Origin of the sequence: Pedobacter nyackensis (assembly GCF_032678475.1) — a bacterium.
GTDB classification, from domain to species: domain Bacteria; phylum Bacteroidota; class Bacteroidia; order Sphingobacteriales; family Sphingobacteriaceae; genus Pedobacter; species Pedobacter nyackensis_A.
In genome coordinates this window covers 660,204-683,303 of record NZ_JAVTSF010000002.1, presented here as the reverse complement: position 1 = coordinate 683,303, position 23,100 = coordinate 660,204, and the positions used below count along the sequence as shown (strand labels likewise).

Here is a 23,100-nt window from a genome sequence, read left to right as displayed (position 1 = left end):
TATGGCAGTTTCATCATCTTTATTAAATAATTATACCTGGATAAAAAGTCCGGGTTTAGTTTTTTGTATGATTTTGCTATGTGTAATTCAATTCTCATTAAGTTCTTGTGCTGATGACGATCTAAAAAAGGCGGCAAAATTATCAAAGAAAATTAGTTTGGATACCAACCGGACTAAGGGAGTTGAAATTATTTACAGTGATTCTGCAAAGGTAAAAGCTAAAGGTTTTGCACCGGTACTGGATAAGATTACTCCATCTAGTGGAATAACTTTCTCGGAAATGCCAAAAGGGGTGAAGATTCAGTTTTTGGATGAAAATCAGGTGATAACAGGATCTATTACTTCTGATTACGCCATTATGAAAGAGACAGAAAAGCTGACTATTTTTAAAAGAAATGTTGTTGTGGTGAATCAGACGTTGACTTTTAATACAGAGGAGCTGATCTGGGATGAGAACAAACGTATGTTCTTTTCTCCTAAAGGAGTTGTAACAAAACCAGATGGCTCTTTTGCGAATGCAGTGAACTTTAGTGCCCCCCAGGACTTCAGTTATTACAACACCGGAAGTGGCTATGGGGAGACATTTATTGAAGAAAAATTTGGCGAATAATTTAATGTTTTCTTTTTTTCGCAAAAGTTGTATCTTGCGCGCTCTTAAAAAAGAATTATAAATAAGAATATTATGGGATTAATGACATTTTTGCGGAATCGTGCTGGCTATATTTTGATAGGAGCTATCGGTTTTGCAATTGTTGCATTTTTAGTTGGCGATGCAATTAACGTAGGTAAGCCTTTTTGGGCTGAATCTCAAAAGGTAGTAGGATCAGTTGACGGTGAAGAAATTAGTATAGATCAGTTTGGTCCAAAAGTAGACCAGAGTTTAGCTCAGTTTAAGCAACAGTACGGTGGTTCTGGTAATCCTCAGATGCAAGCTATGGCTGTAGACAACGTTTGGCAGGGTGAACTTGCTGGTATCCTTTTAGGTAAAGAATATACCAGGTTAGGTTTAACTGTATCAAGCGATGAGTTGGCAGACCTTATTAAAGGGAATAACCCAAGTCCGATAATTGTACAATATTTTGGTAACCCTCAAACCGGTGAGGTAGATAGAGCACAGGTGCTTAGAACATTTAAAGAAGGTTATAAAGATCCTAAAGTTGCTCCACAATTGAGAGCTGTTGAAATTGAAATTGAAAAACAAGCACTTCAAAAGAAATATGCAAACCTGATTACAAACTCTATCTATGTAACCACATTGGAAGCAAATGATGAGTATTTAAACCGTAATAAACTGGCAAGTTTCAAATATACAGTACTTGACTATGCTTCAATTCCTGATGCAGATGTAAAGCCAACAGAGTCTGATTATTCAGATTATTATAACGAAAATAAAGAACGTTTCAATAATCCAACAGAAACGCGTTCATTTGAATATGTAGCCTTTAGTGTAAATCCAACAAAGGCAGATTCTGCTGCTGTTAAAACACAAGTTGAAAAACTGGCTGCAGATTTTAGAACCGCAGCGAACGATTCTTTATTTGCTGCAGTTAATTCTGATGTAAAAGTGCCTTATACTTATATGTCAAAAGGTAAATTAGACCCGGCAGTAGATTCAGTTGTTTTCAATCTTCCTGCAGGTAGCTTTTATGGCCCTAAGTTCTCAGGAAACTCTTATAAGTTGGTTAAGGTTGTAGATACGCGTTTTTCACCAGATTCAGTAAAAGCAAGCCATATTTTAATTGATCCATCGAAATTAGGTGGTGTAGATAAGGCAAAGAAATTAGCTGACTCTTTAAGAACACTAGTTCAGAATGGTGCTAGCTTTGCTACGCTTGCGCAACAATATAGCATTGACGGTTCTAAAGATAAAGGTGGAGATTTGGGAACGTTTAGTCGCGGACAAATGGTCCCTGTGTTTGAAGACGCCGCCTTCAATGGTAAAGCAGGAGATCTTAAAGTAGTGACTTCTCAGTTCGGTGTGCATTTGATTAAAATCGAGAAACAAGTTGGTTCTTCAAAAGTTGCTAAACTTGCTTACATAGAAAAAGGACTGGTTTCAAGTAACAAAACAAGAGATGCAGCTTACAAACAAGCAAATAGCTTCCTTAATGAAGCCAACAGTGGAAATTTTGCCGAACTAGCCAAGAAAAAGGGACTTACATTAGGCGTTGCAGATAAGGTTACTCCTACACAAGGTTTTGCTCCTGGTTTAGATAACCCTCGTCAGTTGATCCGTGATGCTTATGAAGCAGATAAAGGTGATGTACTTAAAGAGGTTTATCAGATGGATAATGCTTACGTGGTTGCACGTGTAACTAATGTGATGCCAAAAGGAACGCTATCTCTTGAAGCGGTTAAAAAAGATATCGAGCCAATGGTTCGCATAGCTGTTAAGGCTAAAATGTTGACTGAAAAAGCAAACAAAGCATTAGAAGGTGCTTCTAAAATTGAGCAGGTAGCGCAGAAATTAGGTAAACAAGTTGCTCCTGTTGAGAACATCGTGTTTGCTAATCCGATTATCCCGGGGGCTGCTCAGGAAAATAAACTAGTTGGAGCCGTTTTTGGTTCTCAGCCAGGAAAACTTTCGAAAGCTGTTGACGGTAGTCAGGGTGTATATGTGTTTAGTGTAGACGGATTTAGTAATCCAGCTCCTCTGGCAAATACTTACAAGCAAAAAGAGACTATGATGCAGACGAATGCGCAACGTTCTTTAGGAGCGGCATTCCAGGCATTACAAGATAAAAGCAAGATAAAAGACAATAGGGTGAAATTCTATTAATCTTATTTTACGTAATTTTGTAGCCGGAAGCTGTTTAGCTTCCGGCTTTTTTTATATTTAAAGAGATATGCAACATGGATATTCAGGAAAATTTCGTCAATAAAGTAGCGGCAAGTGGGTTAATTACCCTTAACCTGGAAGAGTACTTTCACCCAGGTGAAAGGGTTGTTTATGACATAAAAGACAATCTTTTTCATGGGCTTATGCTTAGAGAAAAGGATTTTAGAGAGTTTATCAAAAATCACGACTGGTCGGTATATGCAGGTAAGAACATTGCTATAATCTGCAGTGCAGATGCTATTGTGCCAACCTGGGCCTATATGTTGCTGGCAAATAAAATGAGGCCTCATGCAAATGAAATCGTTTTTGGAAGCCTTGAAACACTGGAGGCTGTTTTGTTTACAAAAGCCCTGGCTAAAATAGATATTGAAACTTTTGCGGGAGAACGTGTAGTGATTAAGGGGTGTGCTGATATTGATGTAACAACCGCTGCATACGTAGAAATTACAAATCTGCTGACTCCTGTAGTGAAGAGTATTATGTACGGAGAACCTTGTTCTACTGTACCTATCTATAAGCGTAAGGATTAATTGGTTTGCTTTTTGTTTTAGCTTAGTTATGAGAAGAACCTTATTGTTTGTCGTTATTACATTTCTAGGCTTTAATGGGCTTGCGCAGGAATTGCCCTTTGTAAAGGAACCGGTCTTTCAGGCTGGAGAGGTGCTAAAGTATAAGTTGAAATATGGGTTTATCACTGCTGCAGAAGGGACACTGAAGGTGCAGGAGTCTGATCTCAAGTTTGATGGGAAACCTACATTCAAGTTATTGGTAGATGGCGAAACGTCAGGTACATTTGATATCTTCTATAAAATAAGAGACCATTATGATTCCTACATAGATAAGAATAACCTAAAGCCCTATTTCTATCAGGAGAATATCCGCGAAGGAAGTTATAGAAGACATGATAAAGCAAGGTTTCAGCAAGAGAATAAAAAGGTAGTTGCTACACAAGGTACGTTTACCACACCAACCACTCAAACTTTCGATCTCGTATCTGCCTATTACTTTGCGCGTAGTCTCGATATTTCAAAAATGAAGAGCGGTGATTTAGTGAAGCTGAATTATTTTCTTGGTGATGAAATTAATCAGCTTGAAATTCAGTTTGTAGGTAGAGAAGTTGTAAAAACCAAGTTAGGGAAAATAAAATGTCTGAAATTTAGTCCTTCGATAAAGCCTGGGCGTGTTTTTAGAAAAGATAGTAAATTATACCTTTGGATAACAGATGACGGCAACAGGGTGCCTGTAAAGGCTCAGGTTGAGATTATAGTTGGTTCTGTAACCATGGAGATCAAATCAGCTGATGGATTAAAATATCCTTTGGCTATAGTTAATTAAAAAATGATAGAAGTACAGAATACACTGGTTCATGAGGATGTCATTGCGGAGAGTTTTGTCTGTAATCTGAATAAGTGCAAAGGCATTTGTTGTGTAGAAGGAGATGCGGGGGCACCGCTTGATGTAGCAGAGACTGCTATTCTTAAGGATATTTATCCAAAAATTAAACATTTGCTCGAACCTAAAGGGATCGCGGCAATTGAAGAACAGGGGACCTCTGTTGTTGATGCAGATGGGGATCTGACTACACCTTGTGTAGATGGGAATAAAGAATGTGCTTATGTGACTTTCGAAAACGGGATTACAAAATGTGGAATAGAAAAAGGCTATGAACAGGGATTGGTAGATTGGCAGAAACCAATTTCGTGTCATTTGTATCCAATAAGGATTACCCAATATCCTGAGTTCGAAGTGCTAAATTATGACAGGTGGCATATCTGCCATGATGCCTGTTCATTTGGCCGCGAGCTAAAAGTTCCTGTCTATCAGTTTCTGAAAGGCCCCTTGATCCGAAAGTATGGCGCTGAATGGTTTGCCGAATTAGAAAATAGTGTATCTTCGAATATCTAACCTGTAAATCAGGCCTAATAAGTATTAACCTCAAATATATACCACTTGAAAGGAATAATTTTAGCAGGAGGAAGCGGTACCCGACTTCATCCTTTGACTCTGGTAATGAGCAAGCAGATGATGCCTGTTTACGATAAGCCGATGATTTACTACCCTTTGTCTATTTTAATGCTGGCAGGGATAAAAGAGGTTCTGATCATTTCTACGCCACATGACCTGCCTAACTTTGAAAAATTGTTAGGTGATGGCTCACGATTGGGATGTAAATTTTCTTATGCGGTACAGGAACAACCAAATGGTTTGGCCCAGGCATTCGTTATCGGAGCTGATTTTATCGGTACTGACAAAGTAGCACTGGTGTTGGGCGACAATATTTTTTATGGAGATGGGATATCAAGAATATTACAGTCTAGTTCAGATCCTGATGGTGGTATTGTGTTCGCCTATAGGGTTTCTGATCCGGAAAGATACGGCGTAGTAGAATTTGATGAGCAATACACAGCAATTTCCATTGAAGAAAAACCTCTGGTACCTAAATCGAGCTACGCAGTTCCGGGACTATATTTCTATGATAATTCAGTAGTCGAAATCGCTAAAAATATTAAACCATCTGCGCGGGGCGAGTATGAAATTACCGACGTGAATAAAGTTTATCTGGAACAGGGGAAGTTAAAAGTTGGGGTGTTAAGCCGAGGAACAGCCTGGTTAGATACGGGAACTTTTGCTTCATTGATGCAGGCAGGTCAGTTTGTGCAGGTTATAGAAGACAGACAAGGCTTAAAGATCGGATGTATTGAAGAGGTAGCTTATCGCATGGGGTATATTGATAAAGAACAATTGCGGACTGTTGCTATGCCTTTGGTGAAGAGTGGGTATGGAGAGTATCTGCTAAAAATAATAAAATAACCGTTCTCTTCTGCGTCTGGCATCTTTTGCTGAAAAAGCAAAAGTGCCTAAGGTCGCCTCAGAGAAGGTAATTTTATTTGTCAAACAGAAATGTATAGGAGTTTATGTTGAGCGTATTAAAGTTTAAGGCTTAATACGTTCTTGATGCTTTTTAAAGTTTATCGTGTTTACATCTTAATAAGATATAGAGCTTCGGGTAACCGAGGCTTTTTTTATAATTCGATTTAGATGTTTAACCGATTGTATACTATTCTAGGCTTTGCATGAAACTTTACCATGTATTGTGTATGAAAGCCTACAGTATGTTTTGCATTATTTTCATGAAATTCAATTATGCCTTTTGCCTGAAATCCTCTTAGGTGATTGGTATGGAAAGCTTGCAATAAACTTTGTGTGAAAAATAAAGTTACCTTCTCCGAAAAGACCTTAGGCGCTTTTGTTTTTCACAAAAGATGCCAGACTTTAAGGAGAATGGTCACTTTATATGCCAAAATCGTTTAATCATATGATAATATCATAAAATAAATAGAGTCAGAATTTGCGTCCTTTGAATAACCAAATACTTAATTCAAATGACAAAAAACAATTATCTCTTTCCTTTTATCATGATCACCTCGCTGTTTTTTATGTGGGGTTTTGTACATAACCTTGATCCGATATTAATTCCGCATTTAAAGAAGTCATTTAGCCTTTCTACTTTACAAGCTTCATTAGTCGATTCGGCAGTTTTTATCGCCTATTTCATCATGGCTTTGCCAGCTGGATTTTTAATGAAAAAATATGGTTATAAAACCGGGATAATTATGGGGCTACTCTTGTTTGCTATAGGATCATTCTTGTTTATCCCAGCCGCAAATACACAGTCATATTTCTTCTTTTTATTTGCATTATTTATCATTGCCTGCGGACTAACTATCCTTGAAACGGCAGCAAATCCATATGCCTCTTTATTAGGCCCCCCTGAAAGTTCGTCTTTTCGATTAAATTTCGCACAATCATTTAATGGACTGGCAGCGACGTTAGCTCCTATTATCGGCGCGAAGATCATTTTAACCAAGGGCTATTCAGAGGCTGAACTTAGCAGCATGACAGATAGTGCAAGACAGATTGCCCTTGCATCTGAAGCATCGACTGTAAAAATGCCTTACTTTATTTTGGGAAGCATCATTTTGGTAATTGCAGTCATATTTTTCTTCTTAAAACTTCCTGAAATAAAAGAAACAAAAGAACAGGAAGGTGAAAAAACCGGGATAATTCACGCGTTGAAGCACAGACATTTAAGTTGGGCTGTTGTTGCTCAGTTTTTTTACGTTGGTGCTCAGGTATGTGTCTTTAGTTTCTTTATACTATACGCAACTAAAGCCGCTGGAATTGATGAACAGAAGGCTGCCCAATATGCAGGATATGGTATGGGGATGGCCTTCATGATCGGCAGGTTCTTTGGGACTTTCTTAATGAAATTCATTAAGCCGGATCGTTTGTTGGCTATTTATGCATTGATTAATGTGATGCTTTGTGTGGTCGCTATTATGTCTGGTGGAACAGTGGCCTTGTATGCTGTAATTGGTATCGCCTTCTTTATGTCAATCATGTTTCCTACCATTTTCTCTCTGGGAATTAAAGACCTTGGTAAAGACACTAAATTTGGTAGTAGTTTGATTATTATGTCAATTGTTGGCGGGGCAATATTACCGCCTGTGATGGGTTATATAAGTGATGAAACACACAACATACAAACTGGGTATATTATTCCGTTAATATGTTTTGTGGTTGTCTTCCTTTTTGGTTTAAACGGACATAAAGTTATTAAAAGAACAAGCTATGAATAACAGATATTGCCTAACACTGGATTTGGTCCCTGACGAGCAGTTGATTGCTGAATATGAAGAAATGCATCGTAAAGTGTGGCCTGAAATTTTAGAGAGTATCACTAGCGCAGGAATCGAAAATATGGAAATATACAGGACGGGGAACCGCTTGTTTATGATTATGGAAGTAAATGAGACATTTAGCTTTGCGGTTAAAGCCAGCATGGATGCTGCAAATGATAAGGTTCAGGAATGGGAAACGCTGATGTGGAAATATCAGCAGGCAGTGCCAGGAGCCAAACCTGGAGAGAAATGGATAATGATGGATAAAATATTTGACTTAAAGGCCCAATGTCAGTAGAAGCAGTGAAAAGTTTTTTGCAAATACACCCCGATGATAATGTGTTGGTGGCTTTGCAGGATTTGCCTAAAGGACAAATCATAGAGTGGAATGGTAAGGTCATCACATTGAAGGATGACATAAATGCCAAGCATAAGTTCTTTATTGAGGACCTGGCTGTAGGTGCCGAGGTTTTAATGTATGGTGTGCTGGTGGGAAAGGCAACAACTGCTATTCAGCAGGGTGGATTAATGACAACAGAGAATGTACATCATGCTTCGCAGGACTATGCTTATCGCAAGGTGAATTACGAATGGCACGTGCCTGATGTTTCGAAATTCATTAACAGAACGTTTAATGGATACCACCGAGCGGATGGAAGAGTAGGTACAGCAAATTATTGGCTTTTTGTGCCGACAGTTTTCTGTGAAAATAGAAATCTTGATGTAATTAAAGAGTCGCTATACAATACACTTGGCTATACTGTAACGGATAAATACAAACAGTTTGCAGAAGAGCTACTAGAAGCATATCAGGCTGGAGAAGATGTTTCATCCTTTAAAATTGAAGGACTTTCGCCAGTTGAACCACTTAAAAAAAGAGTTTTTAAGAATGTTGATGGTGTTAAATTTTTAAATCACCAGGGTGGTTGCGGTGGAACCAGGCAAGATTCTGCATTATTGAGCCAGCTATTGGCTGCTTATGCAGATCATCCCAATGTTGCAGGGATAACCGTACTTAGCCTGGGCTGTCAGCACCTGCAGACCCAAAATCTGTTGGATGATGTTAAGCAAAGAAACCCATCATTTGATAAACCCGTATTAGTATTTGAACAGCAGAAAAGTCAGAGTGAAGAGCAGTTGGTTAAAGATGCTATTCATCAAACATTTTTAGGTTTAACGGAGATCAATAAAATTACTAGAAAGCCAGCCCCCCTCAGCGCATTATGCGTGGGTGTTAAATGTGGTGGTAGCGATGGTTTTAGTGGTATTTCTGCAAATCCTGCTGTTGGATATACTTCTGACTTGTTGGTAGCTTTAGGTGCTAAAGTTTTATTGGCAGAGTTCCCTGAACTATGTGGGGCTGAACAGAATATTATCGACAGGTGTGTAAATGAGCCTACTGCTGAGAAATTTATCAGACTTATGCAGGAGTATGATGCTCAGGCACATGCTGTGGGATCAGGATTTCATATGAACCCTTCGCCGGGTAATATTAAAGACGGTTTGATTACAGACGCAATAAAAAGTACCGGAGCTGCAAAAAAAGCAGGAACTTCTCCTGTAGTTGATGTGTTGGACTATACTGAACCGGTAACAAAACCAGGTTTGAGTTTAGTCTGTACTCCAGGTAATGATGTTGAAGCGACAACAGGGAAGGCTGCAAGTGGCGCAACTTTAATTTTATTTACGACTGGCTTGGGGACGCCAACTGGAAATCCTGTTTGTCCGGTAATTAAAGTGGCAACCAATACTGCTTTGGCAACGAGAATGAGTGATATTATTGATATAGACACAGGTGCAATTATCCGCGGAGAGAAAACCATTGAAGAAATGGGTACGGAGATCCTGGAATACTGTATTAAGGCTGCAAGTGGAGAAGAGATTCCCAAGGCGGTGCAGTTAAATCAGGACGACTTTATACCTTGGAAAAGAGGAGTTTCATTATAATTATTAAAAATGTTTAGTTTAAAAGGAAAATCAGCAATTATTACAGGTGGCGGAAGCGGGATCGGAAAAGCAATATCAGTGCTTTTTGCCAAACAGGGAGCATTTGTTCATATTATAGAACTAAATGCAGATGCAGGGGAGCAGACGGTAAATGAAATCAAGGAAGCTGGAGGAACAGCTGATGTTTATGGTTGTGATGTAAGTAACCAGGAAGCTGTAGTAAATGTATTTAAACAAATTGGTAAAATTGACATTCTGGTAAACAATGCAGGTATTGCACATATTGGGAGAGCAGACAATACTTCGGAAGCGGATTTTATTAAGGTTTTTGATGTGAACGTAAAAGGAGCTTACAATTGTCTGTACGCAACTATTCCTGTCATGAAAGAGAATGGTTCAGGTGTTGTGCTGAACATGGCTTCTATTGGCGCATTAGTAGGCTTGTCAGATCGTTTCGCATACTCAATGAGTAAAGGTGCAATTTATGCCATGACGCTCTCGGTAGCTAAAGATTATATGGCAGATGGAATCCGTTGTAACAGCATATCACCTGCAAGGGTACATACCCCTTTCGTAGATGGGTTTATTGCTAAAAATTACGCGGGCCAGGAAGCCGAAATATTCGAGAAGTTGTCGAAAAGCCAGCCAATAGGCCGTATGGGTAAACCTGAGGAAGTTGCTGCACTGGCGCTTTATCTATGCGCTGATGAATCTGGTTTTGTTACAGGAAACGACTACCCATTGGATGGCGGTTTTATTAAACTGAACAACTAAAAGCCACATATATGAAACCATTCTTTATTTTATTCATTTTTATTAGCGCTTCATTAGGCCTGAAAGCACAACATTACACCCCTACGGCAGCAAATCTGGCAGCACGAAAGGAATTTCAGGACATGAAATTTGGGATGTTTATTCATTGGGGGGCTTTTAGTGTGCTCAGTGATGGAGAATGGGTGATGAACAATAAAAATATTAAAGTAGAGGATTATAAGCGTTTGAAAGATATCTTTAATCCAACTGCTTTTAATGCTGAAAAATGGGTGTCGGCCGCAAAAAGTGCTGGAATGAAATACATCACATTCGTTACCCGCCACCATGATGGTTTTAGCAATTGGGATACCAAACAGTCCGATTGGAAAATAACTGAAACACCATATGGAAAGGATGTAGTTGCCCAACTGGCTAAAGAATGTAAAAAACAGGGAATAAAATTATTCCTGTATTATTCATTGTTAGACTGGTCACGCGACGACTATGCATATTCAACAGGTAAAACAGGTCAGGGGACAGGTCGTACGAAGAAAGGCAACTGGGATGATTATATCTCTTTTATGAAAGCTCAATTGACGGAATTACTGACAAACTATGGTGAAATAGGGGGTATATGGTTTGATGGGCACTGGGATCAGTTAGACAATGACTATGATAAGAGTTTAAAATCAAAAGTAGATTGGCACTATGATGAGATTTATAGCCTGATCCATAAATTACAGCCGCAATGTTTGGTTGGGAACAATCACCATTTATCTCCAATTGAGGGTGAAGATTTCCAACTATTTGAGAAAGATCTTCCGGGATTGAATACCACTGGATTTGGCGGTGCCAGTGTTTCTCAGCTTCCGTTGGAAACCTGTGAGACGATGAACAATACCTGGGGCTTTAACATCACCGATAGAAAGTATAAAACAGTAAAACAGCTGATTCATTACCTTGTGAATGACGCAGGAAGAGATGCAAACTTCTTACTTAACGTTGGCCCGATGCCTAATGGTGTAATCCAACCTGAAAATGTAGATACACTGGCTAAAGTAGGAGAATGGGTAAAAAGGCATGGATCTACGATTTATGGTACCCGTGGAAATATTATTGACGTGCAGGATTGGGGATTAGTGACTGGAAAGGATAAAGCTTTATATGCACATGTTATTCATAAAATCGCTAAGACTTTTATTACTTTACCAAAGCTAAAACAGAAGGTTGTTTCTGCATCTTTAATGGAGAACGGGGCCAAGCTAAAGTTTAAACAAACAAAAGATGAAACAATTGTGTACTTAGATGGTGTAACAATGGATGACATCGACACAATTATTGAATTGAAAATAAAATAGGAACAAAAAAATATTTAGATGAAATTAATTAGATGGGGCGCTGCCGATCAGGAAAAAATCGGTGTAATTTTAAATGATACCTGGTACGATACTTCTGCTTTTGGAGGAGATTATAACGAACAATTTTTTAACGAAAATGGATTGGAAAGACTTGCTGAGTTTGTTAAGGCTAACGAAGGTAACCTGGCTGTTATTCCTGCTGGAACACGACTAGGATCACCAGTAGCACGTCCTTCAAAAATTGTGTGTATTGGTTTGAATTATGCTGATCATGCCAGAGAAACAGGAGCAGCTATTCCACCAGAACCTGTAGTTTTCATGAAATCAACTACTGCACTGGTAGGGCCTTTTGACGATATTATAATCCCTAAAAACTCTGTGAAAACAGACTGGGAAGTTGAACTTGCCGTAGTGATCGGTAAAAAAGCTTCTTATGTAGACGAAGCAGATGCGTTGGATTATGTTGCGGGTTATGTTTTGCATAATGATGTTTCAGAACGCGAATTTCAGATCGAAAGAAACGGTACCTGGGATAAAGGAAAAGGTTGTGATACATTTGCTCCGCTTGGTCCATTTATGGCTACAAAAGAAGAAATTGCTGATGTAGATAACCTTCGTTTGTGGCTAACAGTAAATGGAGAGAAAATGCAGGACGGGAACACTTCCAACTTTATTTTTAATGTTCCTTTTGTAGTGGCTTACCTAAGCCAGTTTATGACTTTGCTTCCGGGAGATGTGATTTCAACGGGAACACCTGCAGGTGTTGGCCTTGGCTTTAACCCTCCAATTTATCTTAAAGATGGTGATGTGGTTGAGCTGGGTATTGACGGATTAGGTAGCTCTAAACAGAAGGTGAAGAATTATGTTAAAAATTGATTCCCATCAGCATTTCTGGATATATGATGAAGTAAGGGACAGCTGGATCTCAGAAGATATGGCTGTGCTTAGAGCTGATTTTATGCCGGGTCAATTGCTGGCTGAACTTCAGCAACATCATTTTGATGGAAGTGTTGTAGTCCAGTCAGATCAGTCTCCTGCCGAGAATATTTTTCAGCTTGAAAATGCCGGTAACAATGCCTTTGTGAAAGGTGTTGTTGGTTGGGTTGACTTGCAGGCTCAAGATATTGATGATCAGTTGGCTGCATTATCAGGTTATAGCAAGTTGAAAGGTTTCAGGCACATCCTTCAGGGTGAGAAAGACCGGGCCCTGATGTTAAAGCCTGGCTTTGTGAATGGAATTGCTAAGCTTAGACCATTAGGCTATACATATGATATATTGATCTTTCCCGATCAGCTGAAGTATGCAGCGGAATTAGCGGCTAAGTTTCCCGACCAGCCTTTTGTGGTCGATCATATTGCTAAGCCAGCTATTAAGAATGGGACAATCGAGGAATGGAAAAAGGATATTATTGCTTTAGCTGCACACGAGAATGTCTATTGTAAAGTTTCGGGTATGGTAACGGAGGCCGATTGGCAGAATTGGCAGTTTGAAGATTTTAATCCTTACCTGGACGTGGTTTTCGAGGCTTTCGGTGCGGAACGGTTGATGTATGGATCTGACTGGCCGGTTTGTTTACTCGCAGCTTCTTATCAGCAGGTAATTGACCTGACGGATCAGTATACTTCAAAATTGACCGCCACCGAGCAAGCAATGTTCTGGGGAGGTAATGCAACAAAATTTTATAATTTATAATTATACAGCAATCTATGGATTTGCAATTAAAAGATAAGGTGGTAATTGTTACCGGCGGTGCAAAAGGTATCGGAGAAGGTATTGTAAGGGTATTGGCTAAAGAAGGCGCTATTCCGGTAATTGTAGGCCGCAATGAACAAGATAACCTGAAGTTGGCCAACGATATTACCGCAAATGGTGGACAGGTTTTTCAGGTAGGCGCAGAGCTTACCAATCCGGCAGATACAGCTAAGGCAATAGAGCTGGTTATGGAAAAGTTTGGCCGGATTGATGGATTGGTAAATAATGCAGGTGTAAATGACGGCGTGGGGCTTGAAAGTGGCAATTACGAGAAATTTGTAGAGAGTTTACATAAGAACGTAATCCATTATTATTTAATGGCGCATCATGCTTTGCCGGCATTAAAGGCTTCGAAAGGATCTATTGTTAATATAGGCTCTAAAGTCGCAGATACGGGACAGGGCGGAACTTCTGCTTATGCTGCATCTAATGGTGCCAGGAACGCTTTAACCCGGGAATGGGCATTAGAGTTATTGCCTTATGAGATTCGTGTAAATGCAGTTATTGTAGCGGAATGTTATACACCCCTATATCAGACCTGGATAAATTCTATTCCAAATTCGGAGGAAAAATTAGCTTCAATTAAGGCTAAGATACCTTTTGGACAAAGAATGACAACAGCTGAAGAAATTGCAAATGCAACGGTGTTTTTGCTTTCCAATGCCTCGAGTCATACTACCGGGCAATTGGTTTATGTAGATGGAGGATATGTGCATTTAGACAGATCTGTTAGTCCTGCGTAATACTACTTCATTTCTAAAAGACCTGATATGCTATGAGAAGGCCTTCTTCATAGCATATCAGGTCTTTTTGTTAATTATACATATCGCAGGGTCTATATAGACAAGATGACCTGCTTGTATAATTTATATGGCTTTAGTCTCCTCTTTTAAGAAAGCAGCTTCGTCAGCATTCAACAACGGACTTAATCTTTCAAATACTAAAGCATTGTAGCCGTTTAACCAATCAATTTGCGCTTTTTCCAGTAAATCTTTTTTTACAATTTTAGTGCTGATTGGTGCAATAGTTAAAGCCTCAAAAGCATAGAATTCATTAAAATCATTGCTTACATCTTTAATGGTGTTTACCAGATTCTCAATGCGGATACCATGTTTACCTGGACGATACACTCCTGGCTCGACAGATGTAATCATACCCAGCTCGACAGCTACAGGACTTGCACTAGGATTAAATACCTGTGGCCCTTCATGTACATTTAAGAAATAACCTACACCGTGGCCAGTTCCGTGTCCGTAGTTTATGGCATAGTCCCATAGCGGTTTTCTGGTGATCGCATCAATCTGATAACCGCAAGTACCTTTAGGAAAACGAACTTTACATCCATCAATCATACCTTTTAAAACCAGGGTGTAATCAGTAGCTTCTTCTTCCGTATTGTTGCCCATAGGAATCGTACGGGTAATGTCTGTAGTACCATAGAAATACTGACCACCCGAATCAACAAGGAACAGTCCTTCAGCTTTTACTTCTGAGTTGCTTTCTTCTGATGCTCCATAATGAGGCAGCGCACCATGCGCTTTATATGCACTGATAGTATTAAAGCTGTCGCCAACAAAACCTTCCTGTTCAGTTCTGAACTTACGCAGTTCAGCCGCCGCAGAGAGCTCCGTAATGGTAATTTTTCCAATATTTTCTGAAAGCCATTTTAAGAAACGGGTAATTGCTACACCGTCTTTGAGCATAGCTGTTCTGGTATTGGATAGCTCTGTTTCATTTTTTATGGCTTTTAAATTTGTAGTTGGGTTTGTGTCTTTGATGATCTTAACCGACGCTGGGATCAGCTTATAAAAAGCAAAGCAATTGCGTTTTGGATCTACAAATATTGAGCTGTTTGTCGGGATATTTGAAAGTGCTTTTTCAATGTCTTCGTAAGGTAATACCTCGACACCACTGCTCAATAGATTTTCTTTCTCTTTATGGCTAAGCTTATCTACATCCATAAAAAGGGTCGCATGGTCCTGATTAATTAAGGCAAAGCTCAATACGACAGGGTTATAACTTACGTCTTTTCCGCGGATGTTAAATAACCAGGCAAGATCATCCAGCGAAGAAATCAGGTGATAGCTTGCACCTTGCTTTTGTAAGCTTTGTCTTACTTGTTCCAGTTTGGATCTTACCGACTGACCAATATGTTGTTCTTCAATTAAAAATGCTTTTTCTGAAGGTAATTCCGGTCTGTTTTCCCATATAGAACTTAGATAGTCTTTACTGGTCAGGCTAATTTCTTTTGCACCAAATTGTTGGGTAAGCAGGTCTCCCAACAAAACTGATAATAATTTATCATCGGCAGCTACTGAGCTACCTTTGTCTAGTTTTTCAATTAAGAACTGAATATATTCCGGGGCATGCTGAACTTTTTGTTTCATTAATTCAAAACCGCTGTTTTTTAATTCATCAGCAGCTTGTTCGAAATAACGGAAGTCGGTCCATAAGCCTGCATGATCATGAGTGATGACCAATGTCCCTGCCGATCCTGTAAATCCGGAAACAAAGGGAATGCACTTATAATGTTTAGGCAAGTATTCACTAATATGAGGGTCCGCAGATGGAATAATGTAAGCATGTACATTATCGGCCTTCATTTGATTACGTATTTGAGCTAGTTTTTCCTGATAAGTCATATTCAGTTTTTTATGTCTGTTTGCAAATTTATAGAAAATATGAAGAAGAAAGCCTATTTTCGTTCAGGTCCAATCAGATCAGTTAAGCCATGTCAGTTTATAGCAATTTCAGTGATGAGGAACTGACCGTTTTGTTAAAACGGGGAGATCAGCCGGCTTTTACTGAAATTTACAATCGGTATTGGGCCGAAATGTATTTTCATACTTTTCGAATGCTTAAAGAGGAGGAGAGTTCAAAGGATGTAGTACAGGATGTTTTCAGTACACTATGGTTAAAATCATCATCCCTTAATGAGCGTACGAAGCTTTCCGGGCACCTTTATATTTCTGTGAGAAACAAAGTTTTGAATCTTATTGCTCAACATAAAGTGCGAAATGACTACTTAAGTTCAGTGGCTGCATTTGTTAGTCAAACCACTACCGAAAGTACACTATATGACGAGCGTGAGATTCTTGATATTGTAGAAGCAGAGATTAGAAACCTTCCAGCAAGAATGCAGGAAATATTTAATCTGAGTAGAAAAGACAACCTCTCTCACAAAGAAATCGCCGAAAAGCTAGGGATTTCTGACCAAACCGTAAAAAAACAGGTTCAAAATGCATTAAAAATTATTAAAGGTAAAGTCCCAGTCGTTGAATCTGGATTGTTTGCCTTGTTTTTGCTGCGATAACCGGTTGTTATACCTAAGTCTGTTGTTTTTCTGAAAATTATTTTCAAATCTTCTACCCCCAAACCGGGTTTCGGCTGTTCTTCGTTTAAATGGTTTCTAAAGCCAGGCAAAGATGAACATAGAACAAGCGCATATACTTCTGGAAAAATACAATCAGGGACTGGCCACAGCTGAAGAAAAGGCATGGGTAGAAAACTGGTTTTTGGATGAAACAGGGAAGTATGAATGGGTAGAAGAAGATAATCAATTTCTAATGCTGAAAGATCAGATCTGGCGGGAAACCCTTGAGAAATCAGGATTATCCGTAAAACCTATACAAAAGAGTTTCCCACTCTGGCCTAGGTTTATGGCGGCCTGTGTGGCTCTGCTGGCTCTGGCTGCAGGCATTTATTTCTATCAATCAGCGACCATTTCGGTTATAAATCAAAATCCTGGAACGGAGGTGAATCCTGGGGGAAATAAAGCGACTTTAACCCTAGGCAATGGAGAAAAAATTATATTGAATGATGCAGCCAATGGAGAAATTTCAAGTCAGGCAGGAATCAGCGTACAAAAAACCAAGGACGGCGAACTGATTTACACAGTAAAGGAGGGGATTGAAGATAATGGAGCAGTAACGATAAATACGATTTCTACACCTCAGGGAGGTCAATATACTGTGATCCTTGCTGATGGTACAAAGGTGATGCTCAATGCCGCTTCATCATTAACTTTTTCTACCGCTTTTAATCACCAGATGCGTCAGGTTGAACTTAGGGGTGAAGCATATTTTGAAGTAGCAAAAAATAAGGACTTGCCTTTCCAGATTAAAACTCAGTTGCAGACCGTTGAGGTATTGGGTACCCATTTCAATATCAATGCTTATGATGATGAACCACAAATCAAAACCACCTTATTGGAAGGCTCAGTGAAGGTTCTGACCAACAATGGTGAAAGGATACTTTTACCTGGGCAACAATCGAGTGTTGATAAGCTGGCGGGGAGTATACGCATTGTACAAGGGATCAACACAGACAAAGTTATAGCCTGGAAAAACGGTTTGTTTTCATTTGAAAATGATGATCTGAAAATGATCATGAGGCAGATTTCCAGATGGTATAACGTAAAAGTAGAGTACAGTGCGGATTTGCCGGATAGCAGGTTTTTTGGAGAGATTTCCAGAAGCAATAAGTTATCTGAAGTATGTAGTATTCTGGAGCGCTATGGCGTTCAGTTTAATGTATCTGGAAATGTAATTCGGGTGTCTGAAGCATCTGAGAAACAAGAAAAAAAATAAAAGAACACGTTGAAATTGTAGAACCATTACCATTATAATTACTATCAATAAACTTTAAACCTAAAAACGAAAATTATGCCGGAACTGCTACACTAATCATCATCCGAAATGACTAAGAAGCCGAAAGCGTCTCACCGCTTCCGGCAGAAAAAGAGGTCTGCAGCCGTATTCGAACCCAGCTGCATTTTTTATCAACTTAATCCTTAACAAAAGTATGAAATTAACCATTCTTTACAAGCCCGTATGTGCTATGCGGGGCGTAAAGTCCAAATTCCTCCTGGTGATGAAATTAATTGCTATTTTATTACTAACCGGTACCTTACATGTTACCGCTTCAAGTTATTCTCAGACTGTCAACATCTCCAGAAGGAATGCTTCCCTGGAAACTGTATTTGAAGACATCAAGGCCCAAACAGGTTATCTGTTTTTTTACAACGGACAAGTCAACACCAGCAATAATATGCTCAATGTGGCTTTAAAAAATGTGCCTTTGCAAGAAGCTTTGAAATCACTGCTCGCGAGCCAGAACCTCAACTTTGAGATCATCAATAAAACCATTGTGATCACCAATAAACCCGGTACAAATACACAGGCACCTACCTTTCTTGAAATCAAGGGAAAAGTCATTGACAGTGACTCACAAGGTATTCCTGGTGTAAACATTACGGTTAAAGGCAGCAAAGACCTCCGTGCACAAACTAACGTATCGGGGGAATTCAGGCTTAATGTTGAACCTGGTGATATTTTGGTTTTCAGTTATATTGGGTTTAAACCTAAGGAAGTTACAGTAAACGACAATAAGTTTTTAACCGTTAGCCTGGAAGCACAAATCAACCAAATGAACGACGTGGTGGTTACAGGATATCAGGTCATTAAAAAAGAGAGCTTTACCGGAAATGCTGTTGTCGTTAAAGGGGAAGACCTGAAAAAAATGAACCCGCAAAACGTGATTAAAGCCCTGCAAAGCTTTGACCCATCCTTCCGTTTGCTGGATAATAACCTCGCAGGATCTGATCCGAATGCCATGCCAAGGATTAATGTCAGGGGGGCAACAGCTTTGCCTGGTATTCCTCAAAACAAAGACGATGTCTTAGACCGTAATAACTTATCCAGTTCTTATAACCTGCCTGCCTTTATCATGGATGGTTTCGAGGTTACACTGCAAAAGGTTATTGATCTGGACATCAATCGTATTGAATCCATTACCATCCTAAAAGATGCTGCTGCAACAGCAGTATATGGCTCAAGGGCTGCAAACGGGGTAATGGTGATTACCACCAAAGCGCCCGTGTCCGGAAAGCTGCAGCTATTTTACAATACTGAGCTTACACTATCTGCACCTGACTTGTCAGGCTACGATGTGCTCAATGCAAAAGATAAAATGGCTTACGAACAAATGGCTGGTTTATATAACAAGATGACACCGGGCATTGGGGATATGACTCAGGATGCTTTGGATCAGGAACTTTTCAATAAGCTCAAAAATGTAGCCAGTGGCGTAGATACCTATTGGCTGTCCCAGCCCTTGCGTAATGCCTATGCACAAAAACACTCGCTGAATGTGCAGGGTGGAGATCAGAGTTTCCGTTACGGCATTGATATGCGTTACCAAACCCAGCCCGGAGTGATGAAAGGCGTAACCAGAGATCGTTTTAGTGGAGGCATGGATTTCACCTATACCCCATCAAAAAAGCTAATTTTCCGTAATGTCCTAACCATCAATCAGACCAATGCGGAAAACTCGCCTTACGGGAGCTTTTCTACCTATGCCACAATGAACCCTTATTATCCTAAAATGGACAGTGTTGGTCGCGTGGTGCAGGAGTTGGCAAGATGGAGTATTGATCGCGGAGATGGAAGAGGAACTGGAGTTGAACAATACCGCACTGCCTATGTATTCAATCCTTTATTTGAAGCCAGTTTGAATAACTTCAATAAAGATTCTTACCTGGAAATTGTAGATGCTTTTTCAGCGGATTACAAACTGTCAGAAAGCTTTCGCCTAAGGGCATTGATGAGTCTGAACAAAACTTTATCTAAAGCAGACCGCTTCATTTCGCCATTTAGTAATGATTTTTATACAACGGAGACTGACAAACTGAATAATCGCGGCTCTTACGACTATAATACTACAGATGCGTTAAGCCTGGACGGAAACATCACTTTGAACTACAACAAACAAATCGGTGAAAACTATTTTAATTTGGTTGTTGGAACAAACGTCATTGCAAGAAGAACTGACTTTAAATCCATTTCAGCTCAGGGTTTTTCCAATGATAAGTTTACCAATATAGGTTTCGCGCGCATCTATAAAGAGAACAGTGCGCCAGGAGGGAATGTTTTGATTAACAGAACACTTGGCTCCTTCTTTTCTGGGAACTACTCTTATAAAAACAGATACCTGGCAGATGCCTCCTTTCGTCTGGACGGATCTTCTTCATTCGGTTCAAACAAACGGTTCGCGCCATTCTGGGCCACAGGTTTAGGTTGGAATGTTCATAATGAAACTTTTTTACAGGATTCGAAGCTCATTAGCCAGCTTCGTTTAAAAGCCAGTAGCGGTCAGGTAGGATCTGTTGGATTTGAACCTTACATGTCGCGCTCCATGTATCAATACCAAAGTGGAAACTGGTATTCTACCGGAATTGGTGCAACGCTGCAAGGTTATGGAAACAACAATCTGGAATGGCAAAAAACCACTACTTATGATACTGGTTTAGATCTTGGGCTTTTAAATGACCGAATTGTGATTTCCCCACGTTATTATTATAAATTAACCAAAGGATTGATTACAGACATTACCCTGCCGCCATCTACCGGCTTTACCACATATAAGGAAAACCTGGGTAACAGTGTCAATGAAGGTTATGAGCTATATCTGACCGCAAATGTACTACGTAATTCAAGCTGGAACGTCAACCTAACAGGAAATGCTACGCATAATTCGAATAAGTTAGTTAAATTATCCAAATACCTGCAGGCGCTGAACGACCGGATCGATGGCATCCAGGAGAGCGGTGATAACAACAAAGAAGATGAGATTGGCTTGGCCACTATTCCCATTGCACGATATGCGGAAGGTCAGTCGTTGTACACCATTTATGGAGTGAGATCTTTGGGTATAGATCCTGAAAACGGAAAAGAAATCTACATAAAACGGGATGGTAGTCTGACTTATGACTATGATATTAAGGATACGCAGCCTATTGGTGATGGCACGCCTAAAATTTCCGGTAATTTCGGCACCAACATCAGTTATAAAGGTTTTATGCTGAGCCTGAGTATGTATTACCGTTTCGGTGGACAAATCTATAATCAGACATTGGTAGACAGGATTGAAAATGCAGATCCAAGATTTAATGTAGACCGGAGGGCACTCACTCAAAGATGGGTTCAGCCGGGAGACCGCGCCCTGTACAAAAATATTACTGATCTAAGTGTGACCCGGGTCAGCTCAAGGTTTATACAAAAGGAAAACCTCATAGAGTTGCAATCTGTTTACCTGGGTTACGATTTTCAGAAGAACCTCATCAGAAGAGCCGGACTGCAGACCTTAAGGGCAAGTGTAACAATGAACGACATCTTCAGGGCTTCCAGCATAGAAATCGAACGTGGTATCGATTCGCCATTTGCCCGGAACATCACCTTTTCACTTCAGGCTTCATTTTAATTCAATCGGATATGAACTTTAAATATTTATATATTATCCTTTGCGTGTTGACGCTCGCTTCATGCAAAAAGTTTCTGGATGTGCAACCGGAATCAGATGCGACTAAAGAACAACTGTTTTCTACAGAAGATGGTTTTAAAGAAGCGCTCAATGGCGTGTATACGTATTGCGCCACACTCGACCTGTATGGTGGGAACCTAAGCTTCAGCAACCTGGATATCATTGCGCAGAATTATGATTTTACCGACCTCAATAGTCAGAATCTCGCAGCTTTCAAATATGACGACCCACAATGGATAGGAAAGGCCGACCAGATCTGGACCAACGTATACAGGGCCATCGGAAATTGTAATGCTATACTGGAAATGATTGATGCTAAAAAATCTGTTTTTCAGGCTAAAAATTACGAACTCATCAAAGGGGAGGCGCTTACCTTGCGCGCCTATTTACATTTCGATCTGTTGAGAATGTACGCTCCTTCTTACAAAAATAACCCATCAGCCAAAGCAATCCCGTATGTTAAAATAGTCTCTATTAATGCTACGCCTTTCGTTACGGTTAAGGAAGCACTCGATGGGGTCATTGCCGACCTCAACGAAGCCAAATCATTATTGAGGGTGTCAGACCCCATTTTGACAGCAGGCTACCGGATAGGTTTTCCAGATAAAACTTATCCTGATGGTACTGCTGATAGCTTAAAATCTACAGAAAACAGAAATCCTTCGCTGTTTCTTCAAAACCGGAGGCACCGGATGAATTATTTCAGCACCTGTGGAGAGTTGGCCCGGGCTTACCTGTATAAACAAGACCATGTAAACAGCCTGAGCAATGCCAAAGAAGTCATTGATTCGAAAAAGTTTCCCTGGGCAAAACAAACGGATGTTTTCAACACGAATAAAGAGCAGCGCGATAAACTTTTCTACACGGAGCTTATTTCCTCCTGGTTTTTGGGTGATGAGGGTAAAAAACACGTTAATAATCGTTTTTCAGATAACAATGCCGCATTCCGGCCAACCATTACCCAAAAGAACCTGATCTATGAACTTGCTGCCGGTGGCGATGAGGATTGGCGTTACAGACAGTGGTTTACAGATGACGTCGGTACAAAATTGTCCAGTTTGCAGAAATATACCTGGAACTCTACGCCGCAGCGTAACATGCATCCGGTAGTGGCACCGGCAATCCGTCTCTCGGAAATGTATTATATCGCGGCCGAGTCCAGCTTCGATACCGACCCGGTTAAAGCTACGGCTTATGTCGACAGCGTCCGTTTGCACCGTGGGATCCGGACTTTGATTCCTAAAACGATCCTCAAATCTGATTTTATCAAAAAAATAGCCGAAGAAGCCCGGAAGGAATTTTATGGAGAGAGCCAGATTTTTTACATGCATAAAAGACTCAATCTGGATATCATTAACACCAATGGATTGATCTACCCTGCATCGGATAAAATCTTCGTGTTCCCAATGCCACTAAATGAAACCGGTTACAGAAACTAAATCATTAACA

Annotated in this window: 19 protein-coding genes; 18 read left to right on the top strand and 1 reads right to left on the bottom strand. The window is 39.9% G+C overall.

Translation table 11 applies throughout. The annotated features are described in order from the left end of the window. The first annotated feature begins 1 nt into the window (after position 1). The 14 genes from R2Q84_RS10380 (at position 2) to R2Q84_RS10315 (ending at position 14,075) form a co-directional block, all read left to right on the top strand. Positions 2 to 610 (top strand): hypothetical protein, encoded by a 609-nt coding sequence (locus R2Q84_RS10380; RefSeq protein ID WP_316816465.1) that lies wholly within the window; start codon positions 2 to 4, stop codon positions 608 to 610. Positions 611 to 682: 72 nt separating this feature from the next. Further along, positions 683 to 2,779 carry a peptidylprolyl isomerase gene (locus tag R2Q84_RS10375; protein WP_316816464.1) on the top strand — a complete coding sequence of 699 codons (2,097 nt, stop codon included), beginning with the start codon at positions 683 to 685 and terminating at the stop codon, positions 2,777 to 2,779. A gap of 74 nt (positions 2,780 to 2,853) precedes the next feature. Beyond that, a complete protein-coding gene (locus R2Q84_RS10370; protein ID WP_316816463.1) occupies positions 2,854 to 3,369 on the top strand; it encodes a DUF2480 family protein in 516 nt (171 codons plus the stop codon). A gap of 28 nt (positions 3,370 to 3,397) precedes the next feature. Further along, entirely contained in the window at positions 3,398 to 4,174 is a 777-nt protein-coding gene (locus R2Q84_RS10365; RefSeq protein WP_316816462.1) for a DUF3108 domain-containing protein, read from the top strand. Positions 4,175 to 4,177: 3 nt separating this feature from the next. Further along, positions 4,178 to 4,744: a DUF3109 family protein gene (locus R2Q84_RS10360; RefSeq protein ID WP_316816461.1), complete on the top strand. Its 567-nt coding sequence runs from the start codon at positions 4,178 to 4,180 to the stop codon at positions 4,742 to 4,744. A 45-nt stretch (positions 4,745 to 4,789) separates the two neighbouring features. After that, positions 4,790 to 5,650, top strand: a complete 861-nt coding sequence (gene rfbA, locus R2Q84_RS10355; protein ID WP_316816460.1) for a glucose-1-phosphate thymidylyltransferase RfbA — start codon at positions 4,790 to 4,792, stop codon at positions 5,648 to 5,650. 572 nt (positions 5,651 to 6,222) lie between these two features. Continuing rightward, positions 6,223 to 7,479 carry an L-fucose:H+ symporter permease gene (gene fucP, locus R2Q84_RS10350; protein WP_316816459.1) on the top strand — a complete coding sequence of 419 codons (1,257 nt, stop codon included), beginning with the start codon at positions 6,223 to 6,225 and terminating at the stop codon, positions 7,477 to 7,479. Next, complete coding sequence (locus R2Q84_RS10345; protein ID WP_316816458.1) at positions 7,472 to 7,819, top strand: L-rhamnose mutarotase; 348 nt, start codon at positions 7,472 to 7,474, stop codon at positions 7,817 to 7,819. The genes fucP and R2Q84_RS10345 overlap by 8 nt, the downstream gene beginning before the upstream one ends. Further along, complete coding sequence (locus R2Q84_RS10340) at positions 7,810 to 9,468, top strand: altronate dehydratase family protein (protein ID WP_316816457.1); 1,659 nt, start codon at positions 7,810 to 7,812, stop codon at positions 9,466 to 9,468. The genes R2Q84_RS10345 and R2Q84_RS10340 overlap by 10 nt, the downstream gene beginning before the upstream one ends. A gap of 9 nt (positions 9,469 to 9,477) precedes the next feature. Further along, positions 9,478 to 10,242, top strand: a complete 765-nt coding sequence (locus R2Q84_RS10335; protein ID WP_316816456.1) for an SDR family NAD(P)-dependent oxidoreductase — start codon at positions 9,478 to 9,480, stop codon at positions 10,240 to 10,242. A gap of 11 nt (positions 10,243 to 10,253) precedes the next feature. Further along, positions 10,254 to 11,579 (top strand): alpha-L-fucosidase, encoded by a 1,326-nt coding sequence (locus R2Q84_RS10330; protein WP_316816455.1) that lies wholly within the window; start codon positions 10,254 to 10,256, stop codon positions 11,577 to 11,579. Positions 11,580 to 11,597: 18 nt separating this feature from the next. Then, the gene (locus R2Q84_RS10325) at positions 11,598 to 12,455 is read left to right on the top strand and encodes a fumarylacetoacetate hydrolase family protein (protein ID WP_316816454.1); all 858 of its coding nucleotides are present in this window, start codon (positions 11,598 to 11,600) and stop codon (positions 12,453 to 12,455) included. After that, positions 12,442 to 13,272, top strand: a complete 831-nt coding sequence (locus tag R2Q84_RS10320) for an amidohydrolase family protein (RefSeq protein ID WP_316816453.1) — start codon at positions 12,442 to 12,444, stop codon at positions 13,270 to 13,272. The genes R2Q84_RS10325 and R2Q84_RS10320 overlap by 14 nt, the downstream gene beginning before the upstream one ends. Positions 13,273 to 13,286: 14 nt before the next feature. Next, entirely contained in the window at positions 13,287 to 14,075 is a 789-nt protein-coding gene (locus R2Q84_RS10315) for an SDR family oxidoreductase (RefSeq protein WP_316816452.1), read from the top strand. Positions 14,076 to 14,198: 123 nt separating this feature from the next. Here R2Q84_RS10315 and R2Q84_RS10310 read toward each other — a convergent pair whose 3' ends face one another. Next, the gene (locus R2Q84_RS10310; protein WP_316816451.1) at positions 14,199 to 15,974 is read right to left on the bottom strand and encodes an aminopeptidase P family protein; all 1,776 of its coding nucleotides are present in this window, start codon (positions 15,972 to 15,974) and stop codon (positions 14,199 to 14,201) included. Positions 15,975 to 16,063: 89 nt separating this feature from the next. On the opposite strand from R2Q84_RS10310, the gene R2Q84_RS10305 reads away from it, so the two are divergent. From R2Q84_RS10305 to R2Q84_RS10290, 4 genes are all read left to right on the top strand, one after another. After that, complete coding sequence (locus R2Q84_RS10305) at positions 16,064 to 16,645, top strand: RNA polymerase sigma-70 factor (protein WP_316816450.1); 582 nt, start codon at positions 16,064 to 16,066, stop codon at positions 16,643 to 16,645. Positions 16,646 to 16,757: 112 nt separating this feature from the next. Next, on the top strand, positions 16,758 to 17,921 hold the full coding sequence (locus R2Q84_RS10300) for a FecR family protein (protein ID WP_316816449.1): 1,164 nt from the start codon (positions 16,758 to 16,760) through the stop codon (positions 17,919 to 17,921). 214 nt (positions 17,922 to 18,135) lie between these two features. Beyond that, the gene (locus R2Q84_RS10295) at positions 18,136 to 21,591 is read left to right on the top strand and encodes a SusC/RagA family TonB-linked outer membrane protein (RefSeq protein ID WP_316816447.1); all 3,456 of its coding nucleotides are present in this window, start codon (positions 18,136 to 18,138) and stop codon (positions 21,589 to 21,591) included. Positions 21,592 to 21,602: 11 nt separating this feature from the next. Continuing rightward, complete coding sequence (locus R2Q84_RS10290) at positions 21,603 to 23,090, top strand: RagB/SusD family nutrient uptake outer membrane protein (RefSeq protein WP_316816446.1); 1,488 nt, start codon at positions 21,603 to 21,605, stop codon at positions 23,088 to 23,090. Positions 23,091 to 23,100 lie beyond the last annotated feature (10 nt).

Bases quoted from the DNA above. Each gene is read 5' to 3' on its own strand.
- R2Q84_RS10300 (WP_316816449.1), top strand. From the start codon at position 16,758: ATGAACATAGAACAAGCGCATATACTTCTGGAAAAATACAATCAGGGA.
- R2Q84_RS10340 (WP_316816457.1), top strand. From the start codon at position 7,810: ATGTCAGTAGAAGCAGTGAAAAGTTTTTTGCAAATACACCCCGATGAT.
- R2Q84_RS10335 (WP_316816456.1), top strand. From the start codon at position 9,478: ATGTTTAGTTTAAAAGGAAAATCAGCAATTATTACAGGTGGCGGAAGC.
- R2Q84_RS10360 (WP_316816461.1), top strand. From the start codon at position 4,178: ATGATAGAAGTACAGAATACACTGGTTCATGAGGATGTCATTGCGGAG.
- R2Q84_RS10330 (WP_316816455.1), top strand. From the start codon at position 10,254: ATGAAACCATTCTTTATTTTATTCATTTTTATTAGCGCTTCATTAGGC.
- R2Q84_RS10295 (WP_316816447.1), top strand. From the start codon at position 18,136: ATGAAATTAACCATTCTTTACAAGCCCGTATGTGCTATGCGGGGCGTA.
- R2Q84_RS10375 (WP_316816464.1), top strand. From the start codon at position 683: ATGGGATTAATGACATTTTTGCGGAATCGTGCTGGCTATATTTTGATA.
- R2Q84_RS10320 (WP_316816453.1), top strand. From the start codon at position 12,442: ATGTTAAAAATTGATTCCCATCAGCATTTCTGGATATATGATGAAGTA.
- R2Q84_RS10290 (WP_316816446.1), top strand. From the start codon at position 21,603: ATGAACTTTAAATATTTATATATTATCCTTTGCGTGTTGACGCTCGCT.
- R2Q84_RS10315 (WP_316816452.1), top strand. From the start codon at position 13,287: ATGGATTTGCAATTAAAAGATAAGGTGGTAATTGTTACCGGCGGTGCA.
- R2Q84_RS10325 (WP_316816454.1), top strand. From the start codon at position 11,598: ATGAAATTAATTAGATGGGGCGCTGCCGATCAGGAAAAAATCGGTGTA.
- fucP (WP_316816459.1), top strand. From the start codon at position 6,223: ATGACAAAAAACAATTATCTCTTTCCTTTTATCATGATCACCTCGCTG.
- R2Q84_RS10380 (WP_316816465.1), top strand. From the start codon at position 2: ATGGCAGTTTCATCATCTTTATTAAATAATTATACCTGGATAAAAAGT.
- R2Q84_RS10305 (WP_316816450.1), top strand. From the start codon at position 16,064: ATGTCAGTTTATAGCAATTTCAGTGATGAGGAACTGACCGTTTTGTTA.
- R2Q84_RS10365 (WP_316816462.1), top strand. From the start codon at position 3,398: ATGAGAAGAACCTTATTGTTTGTCGTTATTACATTTCTAGGCTTTAAT.
- R2Q84_RS10370 (WP_316816463.1), top strand. From the start codon at position 2,854: ATGGATATTCAGGAAAATTTCGTCAATAAAGTAGCGGCAAGTGGGTTA.
- R2Q84_RS10345 (WP_316816458.1), top strand. From the start codon at position 7,472: ATGAATAACAGATATTGCCTAACACTGGATTTGGTCCCTGACGAGCAG.
- R2Q84_RS10310 (WP_316816451.1), bottom strand. From the start codon at position 15,974: ATGACTTATCAGGAAAAACTAGCTCAAATACGTAATCAAATGAAGGCC.